This is a genomic window from Paenibacillus sp. BR1-192 (assembly GCF_029542445.1).
GTDB classification, from domain to species: domain Bacteria; phylum Bacillota; class Bacilli; order Paenibacillales; family Paenibacillaceae; genus Paenibacillus_AQ; species Paenibacillus_AQ lautus_A.
Map to the genome: position 1 here is coordinate 5,813,026 of NZ_CP120718.1, position 17,827 is coordinate 5,830,852.

At 55.5% G+C, this 17,827-nt stretch carries 12 protein-coding genes; 1 reads left to right on the forward strand and 11 read right to left on the reverse strand.

What is annotated here, in order from left to right; all coding sequences use genetic code 11:
* Positions 1–234 precede the first annotated feature (234 nt).
* The 10 genes from P0X86_RS26260 to P0X86_RS26305 all read right to left on the reverse strand — a co-directional run bounded on the left by P0X86_RS26260 (position 235) and on the right by P0X86_RS26305 (position 15,941).
* Entirely contained in the window at positions 235–3,258 is a 3,024-nt protein-coding gene (locus P0X86_RS26260; protein WP_277746825.1) for a VWA domain-containing protein, read from the reverse strand.
* Complete coding sequence (locus P0X86_RS26265; RefSeq protein WP_277746826.1) at positions 3,242–5,248, reverse strand: vWA domain-containing protein; 2,007 nt, start codon at positions 5,246–5,248, stop codon at positions 3,242–3,244. The genes P0X86_RS26260 and P0X86_RS26265 overlap by 17 nt, the downstream gene beginning before the upstream one ends.
* 260 nt (positions 5,249–5,508) lie before the next feature.
* Entirely contained in the window at positions 5,509–6,456 is a 948-nt protein-coding gene (locus P0X86_RS26270) for a DUF58 domain-containing protein (protein WP_277746827.1), read from the reverse strand.
* The gene (locus tag P0X86_RS26275) at positions 6,453–7,442 is read right to left on the reverse strand and encodes an AAA family ATPase (RefSeq protein WP_090909010.1); all 990 of its coding nucleotides are present in this window, start codon (positions 7,440–7,442) and stop codon (positions 6,453–6,455) included. Before P0X86_RS26275 ends, P0X86_RS26270 begins: the two co-directional genes overlap by 4 nt.
* 71 nt (positions 7,443–7,513) lie before the next feature.
* Positions 7,514–9,199: a phage tail tape measure protein gene (locus P0X86_RS26280; protein WP_277746828.1), complete on the reverse strand. Its 1,686-nt coding sequence runs from the start codon at positions 9,197–9,199 to the stop codon at positions 7,514–7,516.
* Positions 9,200–9,233: 34 nt separating this feature from the next.
* Positions 9,234–10,181, reverse strand: coding sequence for an ABC transporter permease (locus P0X86_RS26285; protein WP_277746829.1), 948 nt, complete (start codon positions 10,179–10,181; stop codon positions 9,234–9,236).
* On the reverse strand, positions 10,178–11,107 hold the full coding sequence (locus P0X86_RS26290) for an ABC transporter ATP-binding protein (RefSeq protein WP_015737216.1): 930 nt from the start codon (positions 11,105–11,107) through the stop codon (positions 10,178–10,180). Before P0X86_RS26290 ends, P0X86_RS26285 begins: the two co-directional genes overlap by 4 nt.
* Positions 11,104–13,461 carry a DUF7408 domain-containing protein gene (locus P0X86_RS26295; protein ID WP_277746830.1) on the reverse strand — a complete coding sequence of 786 codons (2,358 nt, stop codon included), beginning with the start codon at positions 13,459–13,461 and terminating at the stop codon, positions 11,104–11,106. Before P0X86_RS26295 ends, P0X86_RS26290 begins: the two co-directional genes overlap by 4 nt.
* 326 nt (positions 13,462–13,787) lie before the next feature.
* Positions 13,788–14,687 (reverse strand): formyltetrahydrofolate deformylase, encoded by a 900-nt coding sequence (purU, locus tag P0X86_RS26300; protein WP_090909006.1) that lies wholly within the window; start codon positions 14,685–14,687, stop codon positions 13,788–13,790.
* A 132-nt stretch (positions 14,688–14,819) separates the two neighbouring features.
* Positions 14,820–15,941, reverse strand: coding sequence for a deoxyribonuclease IV (locus P0X86_RS26305; RefSeq protein WP_192570709.1), 1,122 nt, complete (start codon positions 15,939–15,941; stop codon positions 14,820–14,822).
* 125 nt (positions 15,942–16,066) lie between these two features.
* On the opposite strand from P0X86_RS26305, the gene P0X86_RS26310 reads away from it, so the two are divergent.
* Positions 16,067–16,540, forward strand: a complete 474-nt coding sequence (locus P0X86_RS26310) for a DUF2621 domain-containing protein (RefSeq protein ID WP_009594427.1) — start codon at positions 16,067–16,069, stop codon at positions 16,538–16,540.
* Positions 16,541–16,627: 87 nt separating this feature from the next.
* Here P0X86_RS26310 and P0X86_RS26315 read toward each other — a convergent pair whose 3' ends face one another.
* Positions 16,628–17,803 (reverse strand): copper amine oxidase N-terminal domain-containing protein, encoded by a 1,176-nt coding sequence (locus tag P0X86_RS26315; RefSeq protein WP_277746831.1) that lies wholly within the window; start codon positions 17,801–17,803, stop codon positions 16,628–16,630.
* Positions 17,804–17,827 lie beyond the last annotated feature (24 nt).

Below are 17,827 nucleotides of genomic sequence, written 5' to 3' on the forward strand. Positions count from 1 at the left end.
CACCACACGTCTTTCATTTCCATAACGTAATTGTCAATGTTGTGTAAAAGTCGTCAGGACTGCCGACATCCCTCTTGCATTATTTCCCTTATTAGTCCGGTTATAACCGGATTCGACATCCGTTAAACGATTTTGAGGACATCGGCGGCATGGAAAAAGTTACTGCATTCGGGCAAAGAAAAAGCTTCGGCCTAAGCTGCACATCGACAGCCGGACCGAAGCTTGCGGGGCACATCAGCGCGTGCCGCGTTTTTTGGCTTTGAGGAGGCGATCCATGGAGGAGCCTCCTTCCGGAGCCGGCCCGGTCTCCCCGGGCCGGCCGCTGCCGTCCCCCTGCGCCTTCGGCGGCGGGGGTGGCGACGTGGGCGCGCTTCCCTTGCGCGCGCCCTGGCTTGCGGCCGGCTTCGCCTGCGCCGGCCGCTCCTCCCGCAGCGGGGCATTCGCCCGCTGCGTATCCCGCGCCTCCGGCGGGGCCTTGCGGCCCCCTGCCGGAGCTGCGCCGGGTGCCGGGGCAGGGCTTCCGCCCCCGGCACCGTGGCCCGCGCCGCTGCGCTCGCGCGCGGGCGGGGCCTGCGGCGGCGGCTGCGCGGAGCTGCCGCCGTAGAACTGGGCGGCGCGGGCTTTGCGCGCCGCCAGCCGCTCGAGGCCGGCGTCAGGCGCGGCCTCGCCGGCAGGGGCCGGCCGCCTGCGGAGCAGGGCGGCCATCCGTGCGCCGATGGCGCCCCATGGCAGAGCCAGGCGCCGCACGGCGATGTCGGCGACCCACAGCAGCAGGGCCGCCGCCAGCAGCGGGTAGCTCCAATCATGGAGCTGCATCCGCGAGGTCGCCTCCCGGTCGAACACTTCGGCCGGGTCATCCCAGGATAACACGCGGCCCCCGGTCGCTTCGGCCAGCCGTTTCATCGCTTCCTCGCCGCTGCCGGAAGATAGCCGGTATTCCGGCGAATACGGCACAACGAAGCCGGTGCCCGGCGCAGCTTGCAGCGGCTCTTCCCCGCTCGCGTCCTCAAGGGACATGAGGAAGGCTCCCGGCTTGGAGACGTTGACGAGTCCGGTATAACGGCCGGGCGCCTCCTGAATGAGCTCCACCGTCTGCTCGCCGGCCTCGTCATCCCCGATCACCGCAATCAGTTTCTCCGGCGGATTCTCCCCATTGGCGATGACCTGCAGCTTAACCTGGTTGCCGGCCGTCTCGGTAGTGACTTCATAGGGCGACGACGTAAACTGCGGGAACGTCCACTTCACGATTTCGGTCAACGTATCGGCGAACCCGGACCATGACACCCACTCCTTGGACCACTTCCCGCTTAAATCGCTCGTCCATGCCACCGTCCGGCCGGATCCGTACTGCCATCGCGACAGGATCGGGTCCGGCTCCGGACTGGACAGAACCGTCTGGGCGGAAGACTTCGGCGTTGCCGCGACATAACCATACAGCCCCGGAACGCCCTGCTGGAACAAACTCGCCCAATCGCCCGGGTTCTGAACGGCCGGGACAAAGGGTTTATCCACGATATAGGATTTGGCCAGCATCACGGCCTCCCGGCTGAATACCGCCGGCAGCGTGGTTTCATCCTCAACGAAATAATAACGGCCCTTGGCCGCATCCGCCAAGGATTGAAGCAGGTTGGTGTCCGCATCCATCCCGACCGCCACGGAAGACATCGTGATTTTGTTCTCCACCATCGTATCGGTCAGATCCTGATATCCGGAATTCATCGCGGACTGACCGTCGGTCATGAGAATGATATGCCTGCGCTGGGCGTCAATCTTCAGCATTTCCTCCAGCGCCGAGGAAACGGCAGGATAGATGTTGGTCCCTCCGGCACTCGGAATCGACTGGATGCTGCTGAGCACCTCTTCCTTATCGCCGAGCTTCTGCGGCGGTACGACCCACCACGGCTGATCGTCAAAGGCGACGACGCCGACCGTGTCCTTGGCTCTCATCAACTCCACCGTGCGCATGGCCGATTCTTTGGCCAATTCGATCTTGTTGCCGTCCATGCTGCCCGAACGGTCGATGACCAGTATGAGGCCAAGCGATGGAATCTCCCGCTTGCCTTCCAGCTCCATCGAGACCGGCAGCGCCTTTTCGATCGGGGTTTTAAAATATCCGCCCATCCCGAAGCTGTCCTCGCCGCCCGCCATCATGAACCCGATGCCCAAGCTACGGACAGCCTGCTCGATCAGCTCCATCTGTTTGCCGCCGACGTCGCTGCCGGAAACGTTATTAAAGATGATGCTGTCGTACACGGCATACTTGGCCGCTTCCAGCGGGAGCAGCTCCGGCGGAATCACTTCGGTGCCGATCATGCCGGACTCGAGCGCTGCCGTGATATTGCCCGACGTGCCCGGAGTTCCCTCCACGATCAGCACGTTGGGCGGACCTTCCACCCGGGTAAAATCGAATGCCGCATTATTGGCCGAGGCTTCATCCCCGTCCATGAAGATTTCGGCACGGTAACGGTGGAGTCCCGGGTTCTTGGCCAGGCCCTTCACGGCGTACCGGTTCTCGCCTGGTGTTACATCCACGCGTTCCCGGCCGATCTCGCGGTTATCCTCGTAAATGCGCAGTTCGCCGGAGGTCTTGAACGTGCTGCGAACCATGACCTCCACATAGAACGACTCCGCCTGATACAGCTTGTCCGGAACCTTCAGCTCCTCCACGGCAGCATCCTGGACGGCCTGCTTCGGAGTCGGAAGCACGTCAACGGCTATCCCCCGATCCTTCAGAAGCCTTCCCGCCGCCGCCATGCTGCCCACATTCTCCTCCCCGTCGGAGATCAACACGATTCGGGAATCGCTCCTGCCCTCGAACAGGCTGCCGGCCAGCTGAAGACCGGATTCCAGCCCGGTAAACCGCTGCTCCAGGAGCGCGTTCAAGGAAGCGCCCGCATTGTCCGCAGGGGATAGACGCCGTTCCACGGCGCCTTCAAGACCCGTAGAAACAACGGCGGTGCCATCCTTTTCGCCTTTTGCCGCAAGGGAATCGTTGATCCAGCTCGTGATCCGGGCCGAATCCCCCATGCTGTCGGAACGGTCAGCCAGATACACGACCTGTTTATCCCTGAGGACGGTAAAGCCATGCAAACCCGAAATCATAAGGATTAATAACAGAATGACGCAGGTTCTAAAGAATAAGGCCAGTTTTTTGCGAAAACCGCTTAATCGGAAATCCGATTTGTAGGCATAGTAGAGAAATAAACCTGCCGGAATCAGCAGCAGCAACAGCCATGGTTGGCTAAATTGAACGCCCACGCTGGTACACCCCCCATTCTGCCGCGATCACAGCCAGTGCCAAAGCGGCCAGCCATGGCATTAACGAGCCGGCACGGTTCGTCGTTTCGTTACTCCCGGATGTGCCGGAATCAGCTCCCGCTTCAGGCTCACCCGCGTTCGTTGCCGCTTGACTTACCGCCGGGCCTTGATCGCTGCTCCAATCCGCCTCGTACGGGTCTGCAGTTACAGCAAGCCAATAATTAAGCTTCTCGCCCGCTTCATTCCGCTGTTCAAAAGCGTACAGCCCCGGATATTCCGGCACGAGCTGTACCGGCGATATCCCTTGCTCATTCCGGAGGACTTCCGCAGCAGGGAGGCCGTCAGCCAGAGCAAGACCGCTCTTGGGGATCCATTTGGCCGCTACCGTATCCGCTGCAATCGGGATATCCGCTTGCGCGCCGGCCATATATCGGCCAAGCCCGCTTCCCTTGCTTGAGGTCATCCACTCCAGCGCATTGCTGACCATGACCGGAAATTCCGGCGATAACGGAAGGTCGCTATCCTGAAGCAGGAAATTGAAGGATAATCGAGGCCGTCCGTTTTCGCTCCCCGCATAGACGATCGGTTGATCCCCCAGCTTGATGACGGGTTCCCCCCAAGCAGGGGCCTGATCCACCAGCGTACCGAAATAGACCCCGGACAAGGTGACATAGGCAGTCACCGGATGCTTGGCAAGCACGGAGCGTCCTCCTTGGTTGCCGACTTTGGCACCTTCTCCGCCAATCGTCCATAACGGAGTCTTGGCCATCAGATCCGCCCACTTCCCTTGCCGGAACCCTTCCGGCACGTTCCCGTCGATGACAAGCAGATCAAATTCGCCTTCGGGCGCGGGCGGCACATCCGCAGCTGCGCTGCCCTTACCCGCCTCCTTATCCGCACTGCCGTTGTCCTCGGCGGTCTTAGCTTTGGACTCGTCCAAAGCTACCCGGGTGACTTCGGCACCGCTCAGCTGAAGCGCCTTCTCCAAGAACAGATTGCCTGAAGTCAGCAGCAGGACGCGCGAAGATCCGTGCCCCAAACCGAACGCAAAGGAATGATTGTCTGCCGTATACCCGTCATCCTGAGATAACTCAAGTCGGTACACTTCAGCAAACGGCAGATTTGTAAAGGATTCGGTTAATCTCTTCCCCGGCTCCAATACAAGCATTCTGCTGGTCAGCAGCTCTTCATCTCCGTAAAGATTTACTTCGGCCGATACAGATGCCTCGGCATTCGTGCTGAGGACGGCGACCGCCGCATAAGATGAATCCGCATTATCTCTAGGTGAAATGCCGAATTGATCAATGGACACGTTATGCGGGAGCTCGCCCTGCACCTTCTCAACGGAAACCGGAACCTGAAACGCTATGGGGGCCGTGTCCGGCTTCCAGTAGCTGTCCGTAAAAATAACGACCTCTGCATCATGCTCTTCCCGCGTCAGCGCCGAAGCGAGCGATAAGGTTTCCCTGTAGGACGCCTGTCCGTAATAGGGACGTAAACCATCCACGGCCTTATCGATGACGGCACGGTCGCTTTCATGGGATACAAGCGTCATGGGACTTGCTCCTACGGACAGCAGGGTGATCTCGCTCCGTCGCCCTCGGTCCTTCACATATTCCTTAATCCGTTGCTGCATCCATTCCAGCCTGGTTGCGGCTCCGCCTTCAGCGGACGGCTGCATCTGCGCGCTCATGCTGCCCGAGGTATCGGCAACGATGACCACATGGGCGCTGCCTCCGCCGGACACCTGCATAAAGGGCTGCATCAGTGCGAAGACCATCAATGCCGCAGCAAGCAGCTGGAGCCACAGCAGAAGCCGATTCTGCAGCTTCTGCCACGGCCTGTTGGCCTCCAGGTTCCGGAGCACCCGCTCCCACAGCAAGTGGCTGGGAACGGTTGTATCCACATATTTCCGCTTGAACATATACATGAGCACGATGGCCGGCAGCGTTAAACCGAACCATAGACTCAGCCAAGATTGAATCCCCAACGTGTCCCCTCCTTACTCCCATGGACCCTGACTAACGAGACATGCCTGTACTTTCCCCGAGCATCGGATGAAGGCCTATCCATCTCTTCCTATTTTTCGAACAAGATTTCAACTTGTTCGTTTCTTGAGATCGCAGACAGGTCCTGGTGAAGCCTGTTAAGCAATCGCTTGTGTATCATCTCTGTTTCCTGTCGCCAAACCTCCGAAAGCATGAGGAATGCTGCAGATGCATGGACAGCACCTCTATAGGAGGTCCCGCTCTATCCAGTAACCAGACCAGCTCCCGCAAGCACCCCGAACATCGCGTCCGTAAGCGGCATATCCGCCGGAATGAGCACGTAAGACATGCCCCGTTCCGCGCAAACGCGGGACAGCATCGTCCGGTATCGCTCCAGCTCCTCCTTGTAAGCATCCAGCACTTTGCCCGTCACTGCCACTTCCTTGCCGCTCATCGTTTCGCTGTCCACCAGCCGCAGATCGCCGGATAATTTAGGCTCCAGCTCCTCCCGCGACAATACATGCACCAGCACCACTTCCTGTCCGGTACCGGACAACAGGGAAAGCGACCTGAACAATTCCTCCTCGCCGCCCTCCAGCCAAAAATCGGAGAACACCCAGGTCATTCCCGGCTGCCGGGGTAGTGCGCCAGGAACCGCAAGCGCTGCGCCCAAGCTGCCCTCGCCTCCCGTTTCTGCCCCTTGCAGGAACGAAAACAGGCGATGAGCCGAGCCCTTTCCTCTCATGATCGGAAGACGGGCGTTAATCGAACCGCTGTAACAGGCAACCTGCAGCCTGTCGTAAGACGACAACGCAATGTAGCCGATGCTTGCGGCGAGTTGACGCGCTAGCAGCCATTTAGGGCTGCCCTTCGTTCCCTCCGGGTCGGCGGTGCTTGGTTCCGTAGGCGATGACATGACGGCCCCCATCGATGCGGAGCAATCCACGAATAGGCTCACGGTCAGCTCCTGCTCGTCCATGAATTGACGAACGAAAGCTTTTCCCGTACGGGAATAGACGCCCCAGTCAAACCTGCGGACATCATCCCCGGGCGAATACACGCGGTAATCGGCGAATTCGAGGGACGAGCCGAGCCGGCGGGATCGCCTCTTTCCCTGCAGCGTTCCGGCGACCCGGCGTTTGGCATCCAGGCTCAAGCGCTCCAGACGGGGAAGCCATTCCGGAGGAAGCAGGTGCGCGCCCCCGCTCACGCGGATGCCTCCAGCGCTTGCAGAACCTCCCGAATGACATGGTCCGTGGTAATGCCGAGCGCCTGCCCCTCGAAATTCAGGAACAAGCGGTGTCGCAGCGCTGATAAAGCCACGGCGCGAATATCGCCCGTGGATACATGCATCCGCCCGCTGCACAAGGCCCGGACTTTGCTTACCGAAATGATGGACTGAATGCCGCGCGGTCCGGAACCGAACTGGACGTATTTACGTACAGCCTCCGGTGCGGCCGCCTCCTCCGGATGCGTCATCATCAGCAGACGAACCGCATAATCCAGAATCTCTTCGGCAACCAACACTTCCTTCGCCCCGCGCTGGATTTCCAGCAGCTCGTCCCCGGTCATTTGCCGTTCCACCTGGAATTCGTGTGAGGACGTCGTCCGCTTTACGATTTCCTTCAATTCGTCCGCGCTGGGATACGATACTTCGATCTTCAGCAGAAAGCGGTCAAGCTGGGCCTCCGGCAATGGATACGTCCCCTCGTTCTCCAAGGGATTTTGCGTGGCCAGAACGAAAAAAGGTTTTGGCAGCTGATGGGTTACGCCCCCCACGGTGACGGTCTTCTCCTGCATCGCCTCGAGCAAGGCGCTCTGGGTTTTGGGCGTGGCGCGGTTAATCTCATCGGCCAGCACGATGCTGCTGAACAGCGGACCCTTTTGAAAGGTCATCCCGGTGTCCCCATGCTGCCCGAACGACAGGATATTGGTGCCCGTTATATCGCTCGGCATCAAATCCGGCGTAAACTGTATGCGGGAAAAGGACAGGTCCAACGCCTCCGACACGGTGCGGACGAGCATCGTTTTGCCGAGACCCGGAATCCCTTCCAGGAGGGCATGGCCCCCCGCAAAGATACACCAAAGCATCTGCTCCACAACATCCTGCTGTCCGACAATCACCTTGCCGATATGTTCGCGCAGGCCTGATATTTTCTCCATCCATTCCTGTGGTCTCACTGCAATATCCGACATGGACGAAACCTCCATCTTCTTGGTAAAGTTCAAGTTCTCATTCTAGCTTCGGCGCTCGGCTCTTCGATCCCTTACGGGTTCGGATTGATCTGTATGAAATATTCCTCAACCAACCCTTGCATCTGGTCCGGCAGCTGATTGCGGTCTAACGTTTTGCGCGCTTCGGTCTCATAATCGCGGTACACTTCCTCATAAGGCCTGGACATGCCCGGAACCGTCGGCGATACGCCGCCCTTCTGTATATCTCCGCCGCTGCCCTTGATCTCGCCGGAATCGTTCTGCACATTGCCGCTGCCCTTATAGTCCCTAGGGATGGTCACGAGCTCACGGCCGCCTGATCCAAGACCGGCTCCGCTGCCTGTGCCGCTTCCCGATCCGCCGCTGCCGCCCGAGCCGGAGCCTGCTCCTGAGCCCGAGCCGCTTCCCGATCCGGAACCGCTGCCTGTGCCGGAGCCTTGACCTTGGCCTGTACCGGAGCCGCCTTCACCTGGGGCTCCCTCCGAGCCCTCTCCTTGTTCGCCCGAGCCTGCACCGGAGCCGGCCTGAGCCAAGGCCTCGGCACTGCCGCCGTTACTCCAGGCATCGGATACCGACATCCCTGCAGCCGCCATCTGATCGGCCAAGCTCAATCCTTGCGAAGCAAGGGAGGACGCCAGCGAGGACGCGGACTGCGACTGGCTGTCCGACGCGGCTTTGGCTTGCGCTGCTTTCGCCAGCTCCTCGGCCAGCTGCTGGAGCGCTTCTTCCAGCTCCTTCGGCAGCTTGCCCTCCTTCAGCGCATCGGCCGCTTTTTTGAGTTCCTGCTCCAGCTTCCCGTCTTCCATCTGCTTGGCAGCTTCCTCAGCCAGCTTTTTCAAAGCATCGGACAGCTCGTTCTTCTCTTCCTGGGACATCTTCTTGACCTGCTCGGTGAGTTTCTTCATTTCCTGCTTCAGCTCATCGGCCATGCCCTCGGCAAGCTTTTTCCCCACCTGGGACAGCGCCTTCTCCTGCTGCATTTGCTTAGCCAGCTCCGACAGCGCCTTCGCTTTTTCCTCCTGCTGTTTCGCCAGTTTCTCCAGCTCTCTCATGGCTTCTTCCAGCTTCTCCAGCGCTTGCTCAGGATGCTTCTCCTGCTCCAGCGCTTTTTTCAGGGCATCCAGCTTTTCCTGGAGCTTTTTTCGATCGGCAGGATCCAGCGTTTCCTTCTGGAGCTCCTCCGCCAGCTGTTCGGTTTTGGCTGCCTGCTCCTTCATCCAGCTCTGCGCCTCTTTGGCAGCCTCCACCTTCTTATCCATCGGGTTCGGAACGAACACCAGGATGAGTACGGCAGCAAGCGAGGCACCGCAGATTAGAAGCTGTTTTTTTCGGTTAGGGGAAGGCAGGCGCTCCGGTAACCGTTCCGCAAAACGCGCACCGTAACGCTCCGCCTGCTCGCGCTGCCATTTGGCGGCTAACGATTCTTCCTCCTTGAACGACAGCGCCGTCACCATCATATCGCTTCGCTCCGCTCCGTCCGGAACATGGTCCATCGCTGAAGCCGCTTCTTCGATCGGCACCCGGTGCAGCCATCCCCATAACAAGCCTATGAACCCCGCCCCCACGGGAACGGCCACGGATGCGACTGGAAGCCAGGCTATAGGCACGAATCTCCCAAGGACCAGGAGCAGCAGCAGCACGGCCAATCCTGCCATAAGCCCGTATAATGCATACGTGATGACGCGGAACCGCTGCAGCCGCCGTCTTGCGGCTTCGATAAAACGCATGATGTTGTCCATTGCTCTCCCTCCTTACCGTACTCCTTGCATGATGTTACGCTTCGTTCCCCGCCGTTTCCGGCTCCTTCGGCAGCTGGGTTTCGTTCTTATCCTTGCGTTTGCGCCTTGCGACAGGACGGATATTCCGTACGGCAACCCACAGGGCAAGAACGATCACCACCGAATAGACGATGAAAAATTCCAGCCACAATTCGATCGGAGCTTTGCTGTTCAGGTTTCCTCCTCGCAGCAAGAACGCGTCCTCCGAAAAAGACGGGTTGAACAAACTCATCATCGCCCCGGCCGGGTTCAGGCCCAGCACATAACCGACCCAAGAATAGCTGCCCGGTACGATCGGCTGCCCGCTTTGATACATATTCCGCTGTTCGATTCCCATGAAGAACAAGTACAGCAGGCCGGTAACAAGGAATATGATCAGTCCGGCCCCGTAAGTGACGATTATTGCGACGATGGTTCTTTTGAATAACGTGGAGAACATTACGCCGAGCGAACCGAGCAGCAGCATCACGAATAAATAAAAGGCAAACACGGAAACGAGCTGCTTCGGCGAAATCCCGCCGTACAGGAACACAATGCTGTAGATCGGCAGCGTAGCCAGCACGATCAGCGTCATGAAGCTGAGTGCCGATACCAGCTTGCTCAGCACGATCGTAGCCGAGCTCTGCTGCGTCGTCAGCAGCATGCTCAGCGTTTGCTTCTCCCGCTCGCTGCTGATGACGCCCGCCGTAAGCGCGGGGGCCATGAACGCGATAAGGACAAGCTGGGCAAAACTCAGGACATAGAACATCATCTGGCTCATCTGCGGATCGAATCGCTGAGGCCCCTGCTGTCCCAAATATAAGAAGAGATAAATGAAGCCCATGGCTATGGCGCCTAGCGCCAATACATAAAACAACACCGACAGCATGGAACGCGTAGAACGCATCCGTAGCCGGAATTCCTTGTCGATGACCGGATTGATCAGCTTTCTGCTCCAATTCATTCGCGGGGCCCTCCTTTGGTAATTTCGAGGAATACATCCTCCAGATTGCTCTGCGCTTCCTGAAACGAGACAATCGGAATTTCCCAGGAAACCACCTGCCGAAGCAGGGCGCTTTGCTGCGCGTCATCCCCGCCGTAATGAACATGGACGCCGGTGTTATCCGTTAATACCGACGTGACGAACGGTTCGTCCCGCAGTTTCTCGGCCAGCTCCTCTTCACGCTCCAGCGTGCGGATATGAATGACTTTTTTCACGCGAAGACGGCTCTGAATATCGGCCACCTTGCCTTGGGCAACCATCTCGCCGTGCTCAATTACCCCAATCTCATCCACCATCTCGGCCAGCTCAGGCAAAATATGCGATGAAATGATGATGGTCTTGCCCATGAGCTTCAGTTCCTTCAATATTTCGCGCATCTCGATCCGCGCCCGCGGATCCAGCCCCGAGGCCGGCTCATCCAGGATCAATACCTCCGGATCATGCACCAGGCACCGGGCCAGGCATAAACGCTGCTTCATCCCCCGCGAGAGACTGTCAACGTACGTATCCGCCTTGTCGCTCAGGTTGACAAGCTCCAGCAGCTGCGGAATAAGCTGCTCCCGCTCGGCGCGCGGGATGCCGTAACTTGCCCCGTAGAAATGCAGATATTCTGTAGACTTCAGCTGATCGTACACGCCGAAGAAATCGGGCATATAACCGATCCGCTTGCGGACCTCCTTGGGATGCTGGGTCACGTCATAGCCGCCGACTTTGGCAACGCCCGAGGTAGGAAGCATCAGGGTAGCCAATATGGACATCGTCGTGGATTTGCCTGCTCCGTTCGGACCGACAAATCCGAATACCGTCCCTTTTTCGATATGAAGACTGATATCTTTCAGCGCATGGAACGCTCCGTATCTTTTGCTCAGATTTCTAATCTCGATCATTGAGTGGCCTCCCCTTTCACAGACAGCTCCGGCATCATAAAGTTGGTCTGATCCTTGGCGGTGATCATGAATCGGATGCGATTCCCCACGATATACTGCTCCGGATTCTGGTTAATGGTATGCACATTGTTCGCGTCTGTAACAGGCTCCCATTCGCTCTTCTTCGAGTTCCAGATCTCCATCGTGACGTTGTTGTTGAATTTGGTGCCTTTGATGGACAATTCGGAATACTTCACTTGGCCTTCGGATATGAGCGGGAATTCGGCGATCAGATTGCCTTGTCCCATTTCAACCCCGTGCGGATAAACCCCGAACATCGGCGAATTCACCTGCGATATCTCCGGAGACAGGAAGCCGTAAGGAATGTTGATTTCCCCGTTCAGTCCCCAATCCATTTCCACCGGCTGTATCCAGAAATTGAGCTGATCACTGTCCACCTCGGCGCCTTTCAGCGTATAATTCGTCAAATGGTCTTTGCTCCATCCCAGAATGTAAGCATCCTTGTTGACCATTCCCTTCGAGTATCCGTAGTTGGACAAAATGTCGCGCTCCCGCTGTTTCGGATCATTCTGCGAGTATGGGTACAGCATCCCGGACAAGTCACCGCCCGTAAATTTGATGATTTGTTTCGGATCCTGAGGAATGGCAGCCGCCTCGCCCTTCTTGATATCTCCCAGCTTATAGGCACTGCCTCCGACAACCAGCACCACCTCAGTTAAATCGTTAATGGTGTCATTGGTGATCTTGCCGTTTAATCCCCCTTTGGCATCCAGCTTTAAATCCATGGCAAGACGTCCCATCTCCTCCGTACCCTGATGGTCCACCCATACCTTGGCCAACGACCATTGGGACATGTCCCGAAGCTCCAGCGTCGTGGACTCCTGCCCTACCCGGACAAAACTTTTGTTTTCGGCGGTTCCTCCAAACGAGTTCCGGGACTGCCCCGTTTTCAAATACGTATTCTCCCCAAATTCCAAGGCATAGTTCCCGCTTCGAGGCGTGAAGAATGCAGAAGCGGTCGATTTCACCGCATCTCCCTGGCCATTTAGTTCAATCAGATTGATGGTATGCGCGAGCTCGCGCGTCTTGTCCGACGAGCCGACCGCATAGACGGAGGCGCTCGCGATGACGGCAATGATCGGAATCAAGAACCACGCCCATTCCCGCTTGTCCGCCTTCTTCAATATATAGTAGAGCAGCGGTGCGACGACGACCGCATAAATAATGAGCATCCACAGCAGCAGCGTGAAGGAAGGCATCTTCAGCGACGGGAAATACTCCAGAACATAATTCAAATTGTCCATGAGCGAATTGTAATACATGCTATTCTGCGAATTCATCATCGGCAGGTTATTGCGCAGTACCGATGCCCACGCGTCCGGATGGCCTGCCCAAGAGCTTACCGGCTCCATCGCCAGATCGTAAGCGGCATATTGAACGCTACCCTGGCCGTAAGCCTTCGAGGCAAACAAAGGTTGTCCGTCCGCGGCAATCCCGATTTGGGCGCCTTCCACGGCTTTCGCCGTAGAAATGGTAAATGGCCCATCCAGTTTCAGCGGTTTCCCGCCAAGCTTCTCCAGTTCATCCAGCGAGTTCACGGTCGCGGTGCCATTCGCAGCGACCGGCGATATGTCGGCAAACGGCGCCGCCGTTTTGGCATACCCCGCGCCCCCGGCCAGAACCAGGGTGCCGCCGCCATTGACCCAATCCGTAATCGCCTTTTGTTGAGGCTCAGACAGCGTATCGGATGCATAATTGTTCATTACGATGACGTCCAGCCCGTTCAGCAGCATCGCATCCGTAGGAACGTTAGCGTCTTTAAGCGGGAACACGTTCACGCTGCTGCCTTTGCCGTTCAGGACGTTCATGAAATTCATCGTGTCCGGATCATCGGACAAGACGGCCATGAGCGCGCCTTGATACGGAGAAGCCTGCACGTAATTTTTGCCTGTGGCAAACGGTACCTGCTTCCCCTTCGTATAAGAACCTTCATAGAAAAGGATTTGGTTATTGTCTTTATTCAGTACGGCTCCCGGAATGCCGATCACGACTTCCTTCGGCGTATCCTTCGGCAGGTCCACCTGCTGAACATAAGAAGTCTGATACCCGAAGCCGTTGTAGTTCTGAATCTGCACGACCACATCGCCGGATATATCCCGGTCGCTCGTTAGGGTCAGTTTGAGCGGGTTCCATTTCTCATGTTTGATTTTGCCTTGGTAGCCCATTTCGGATTGAATGCCAATCTTCGCTCCGTCGGCGTAGACGTTTCCTGCCGGAATCGACAGAGATAACGTTGCCACAATCAGCAGCGCCACCATCGGCAGCATCCACGTTTTCTTTGTATAAAACGACAACTGATGATTCCCCTCTCCAAATATAAATTGCTGTTCAAAGACAAACGATGCATAGGTTTTAGAAGATGTATGTAAAGACTCTCTTCACAAGCTCAACTATATTGACGAGTCGAATTTATAAAAAGTTTGACGTTTACTTCCATAAAAAGCTCCAAGGAACCATTTTTTCAGCTTTTGGCAAGAAATTCGTGTTATTGCTTAAGTCAAATATAAAATAAAATCCCGCTCCAAGAAGAGGAGCGGGATCAAGGGGTAATCCATTGCAGCGTTAAAGTGTCAGGCTGCTCCATTATACTCTCTATGATGAATCGTCGGAATGTCCGGGACTAGCTGAATACAACCGTTTTATTGTTATGGACCAGAATCCGATCCTCGACATGCCATTTGACGGCTCTTGCCAGTACCACGCGTTCAATGGTACGTCCGATGCGCTTCAGCTCATTGACGTCGTCACGGTGGCTTACGCGCTGCACGTCCTGCTCGATAATCGGTCCGCCATCGAGCTCTTCCGTTACGTAGTGGGCGGTTGCCCCGATAATCTTGACGCCGCGGTTATATGCTTGCGCATAAGGCTTGCCGCCGACGAAGGCCGGGAGGAAGGAATGGTGGATATTGATAATCCGGTTCCGGTAATGATCGATAAAGGTTGGCGAAATAATCTGCATGTAACGCGCAAGGATGATCACGTCGATATCATCGCCGATCACGTCCAACTGACGCTGCTCCGCTTGAGGCTTCGTATCCGCCGTAACCGGAATGTGGTGATACGGGATACCGAAGGATTCCACGTATTCCTTCATATCCAGATGGTTGCTGACCACCAATGCGATATCCGCATCCAGGTCGCCAGCCTGCCATTGCCACAACAACTCTACAAGGCAGTGATCCTCTTTCGAAACAAAAATCGCCAGGCGTTTCTTGCGGGCGGCATGATAGATATTCCATTCCATGCGGAATTGATCGGCTACTTCCCGGAAGGATTCCTCCAGCTGGGGAAGCTTCGTGTTCAAGTCCTCCAGATCGAACTCAACCCGCATAAAAAACATGCCGCCGGCCGGGTCCATCGTATATTGGTCAGACTGAACGATATTCGCGCCATGCTGGTACAGGAACTGGGATACTGCTGCCACGATTCCCGGTCCATCCGGACAGGAGATCAGCATGCGGGCACGATTAGGGTACTGACCTGCCGCAGACGGCAGATCCTTCTTGATGTGAATTTCCATGAGACTCGGTGATCCTCCTTTTAAATCTGCAATGAACATGAACGGCATCTCTCAAGAAAAACAATCCGCAGCATGCGGACGTTTTCTTGAGAATGCCTCAGTTTCTTACTAATATGCCATTTCTAATGAAGCTTAGGATGTCAGGGAAACACCAGACAACCAAGCGATCAGGCGCTGATTGATCTGCTCCTCCGACAGGTCGGACAGCAGGCCGGCCGCCATGACCATATCGTACAGGCGCTCCATCGGTTCGCGCGGATCGGCCTTTTTGGCTTTGGCATCATTCTTCAGCAGCGTCCAGGTATCCAGTACAAATGAACGGGACTCGATGCCTTCCTTGGCAAAGAAAGCACCCAGCTCTTCCACTTGCTGCGTGAAAGCTTGGCCGAAACGGCCTTCCACATCCCCGCGCAGAAGCGCAATCTCGATCTCGTACATCGGACGCTGGGTTTTTGGATCTTTACCGATCCATGGCGTTTCGAGAATGAACGGTCTGCCCTGGAGTTTCTCGTGATGAACCACTCTCTGAATGGCTTCATACCCGATCCATCCGGTTCCAATCGGCGTATGACGGTCTTTGCCCGCTCCGCGCGGGTTCTTGCTATCGTTCACGTGGACGACCGTTAAACGGTCGAGCCCGATTAGCTTGTCGAACTGCTCCAGCACGCCGTCCAGATCATTCACGATGTCATATCCCGCGTCATGAATATGGCAGGTGTCCAGGCAAATGGCTAAACGGTCGTTGTACTTCACCTTATCAATAATGGAAGCAATTTCTTCAAAGCTGCGTCCCATTTCAGTACCTTTGCCGGCCATCGTCTCAAGCGCAATCTTCACTTCGGTCTCATCCGTACCGCCGAGCACTTCATTAAGACCTTCCGCAATTCGGTCGATGCCGTATTCCGCATCCTTGTCGGTATATGCGCCGGGATGGAGAACGATGTTCTTCACGCCGACCGCATGCGTGCGGCGAATCTCCTCCTGCAGAAAGCTCACCGCCAGCTCAAACGTATTCGGCTTGTACGATCCGAGGTTGATAATGTACGGCGCGTGGACCACGATTTCTTCAATCCCGCTTTCCTGCATGGCGGCTTTGCCTTCTTCGATAAACATGGAGTCGATCGGCTTGCGGCGCGTATTTTGCGGCGCACCGGTATATATCATGAACGAGCTTGAGCCGTAAGACGTGGCTTCAGCCGTCGCAGTCAGCAATCCCTTGTCCGAAAACGACACGTGGGAACCAATTTTCAACATGCTGCATCCCCCTTTTTTAACACACAATTACACCTATTTTAGCTTGTATATCGAAATAAATCTAGAAATGCGTTATAATTCTCATGAAAGTGTCATGTGACAATAATCATTGAGGTGATATACAGATGAAGAGCACAGGGGCCGTCATGGGCTATTTGTCGTCCAGTGCGCCGCCGTCATGGTTCATGAACTCCATTGCCTTCTGGGGATGGGTCATGCTCGGGCTGATGGGCATCGGCGGATTTTTCATGTTCCGCAAGTTTCTGAAAGTGCTTCCCAAGGCCGACGGCAAATCGAAGCTCGATTGGCAAAATTACTGGGTAGAGCGAAGCCGCCCGCTCTGGACGGATGAATCCAAAGCATTTCTGGACGAGCTGGTGCAGCCTGTTCCGGGACCGTTCCGGGATATCGCCAAACACTCCATTGCAGCCGAAATCGGCAAAATCGCCGTCGAATCCGGCGCAACCGAAGTCACCCGGGATCACTGCATCAAAGGTTACATCGTGGCTACGCCGAAGCGGGATTACAAATTCCTGATGAACTTCCTCCAGAAGAAGGAAATCGACTACAAGCCTTATCAGCATTTGATCAATAAGTAATGAACACCCTAATACGGAATGGCGGTACTCGTCTTAAATGAACGGCCAAGCCGTTTGGTCATTTCCCCCAAGTCCTCTTATAGAGGATTAGGGGGATTCGTTTTTTAAGTCTGCTAAATTGAAGGGATACAAATCAACTTGGCCTGTTGTTTTGCTCTTATATAGGAACAAAAGCGTATTCTCCTCTTGTTTATTGAAGCGAATGATAAGCTCACGGTCCGGTTCATTATTTCTGTCCAAGGCAACTTCCTCGAGGAATTTTTTCTCTGATAGAGGAAGCGATAGCATCTCATGAACATAGGCGGTGATTTCACGCATTCGATGATAGAGTATCAGATGCTGCGTACCATATTCCCGCAAGATCATGTACGAATCCGTAACGTATTCGATCATATAGACCTCGTCTTTTTTTCCAGTAAGCTCCCTTAGATCGAATGAAGCCACCACTTCTCCTTCATGATTCAGAAACTCTGCATGCTTGCCATCCGTGAACAATACTTTTCCTTGCAGATCGTACAGGCTATACGTGTTGGTATCCGGATAATATCCCATGAATCCAAAGTGCGATTCCTTTATGATCTGTCCGTCCTTCACAAAAACCTGGCCGGATTTCTTACCTAATGCGGACATCCCTACTGCCTCATATAATCGAATGTACGAACTATGGTCAGACAGTCTTTCCACCTGGAGATGTCTCAGCTCCTCTACCAGGATGTCCAATTTTCCAATGAGCGACGGCGTCCTGTTTCCGATGGCTTGATAGAATTCACCATTCTTCCGGTTAAGCCAAAATGTAATGCCCTTATCTGTCCCCATAGCGTAACTGCTGCCAACAGACAACGTCTTCGTATCGGATTTCCACCTCACTTCCTCACTCGCGGTCTCGGCAACAAACCGAAGAGGAATGTACAGCTTTCCGTTGATGATTTCCGCAGAAGTCTGGAGTTTTTTCTTTTCATTGTTCACGTAAGCAGCATCGGATCCTGGCTGCAGGGTCATTTCAAGATTTACGCCATACAGACTCGCCCTTTGCTGTCCTTGATTCCAATGTACCTTCAAACCCAATATATCGCCGACCTCCCGCAGAGGAAACAACACTCTTCCATCCTTCATCATTACCGGGTCTTTCAAAGAGAAGGGCGATTTGAATGGCCCATATTCCACGTTTGCTTTTACAAATAAAGTGGCGGCATGGGATGGGCTCGGAAGCAGTAACCATAACACCACAAACAAGGGTGACCATAATAAGGCTTTTTTTATCACATTGATCATTCTCCTTCATCTCCA

Excerpts from the sequence above, each read along its gene's own strand:
- P0X86_RS26275 (WP_090909010.1), bottom strand. The coding sequence starts at position 7,442 with ATGTCGGATATTGCAGTGAGACCACAGGAATGGATGGAGAAAATATCA.
- P0X86_RS26280 (WP_277746828.1), bottom strand. The coding sequence starts at position 9,199 with ATGGACAACATCATGCGTTTTATCGAAGCCGCAAGACGGCGGCTGCAG.
- P0X86_RS26285 (WP_277746829.1), bottom strand. The coding sequence starts at position 10,181 with ATGAATTGGAGCAGAAAGCTGATCAATCCGGTCATCGACAAGGAATTC.
- P0X86_RS26290 (WP_015737216.1), bottom strand. The coding sequence starts at position 11,107 with ATGATCGAGATTAGAAATCTGAGCAAAAGATACGGAGCGTTCCATGCG.
- purU (WP_090909006.1), bottom strand. The coding sequence starts at position 14,687 with ATGGAAATTCACATCAAGAAGGATCTGCCGTCTGCGGCAGGTCAGTAC.
- P0X86_RS26305 (WP_192570709.1), bottom strand. The coding sequence starts at position 15,941 with ATGTTGAAAATTGGTTCCCACGTGTCGTTTTCGGACAAGGGATTGCTG.
- P0X86_RS26310 (WP_009594427.1), top strand. The coding sequence starts at position 16,067 with ATGAAGAGCACAGGGGCCGTCATGGGCTATTTGTCGTCCAGTGCGCCG.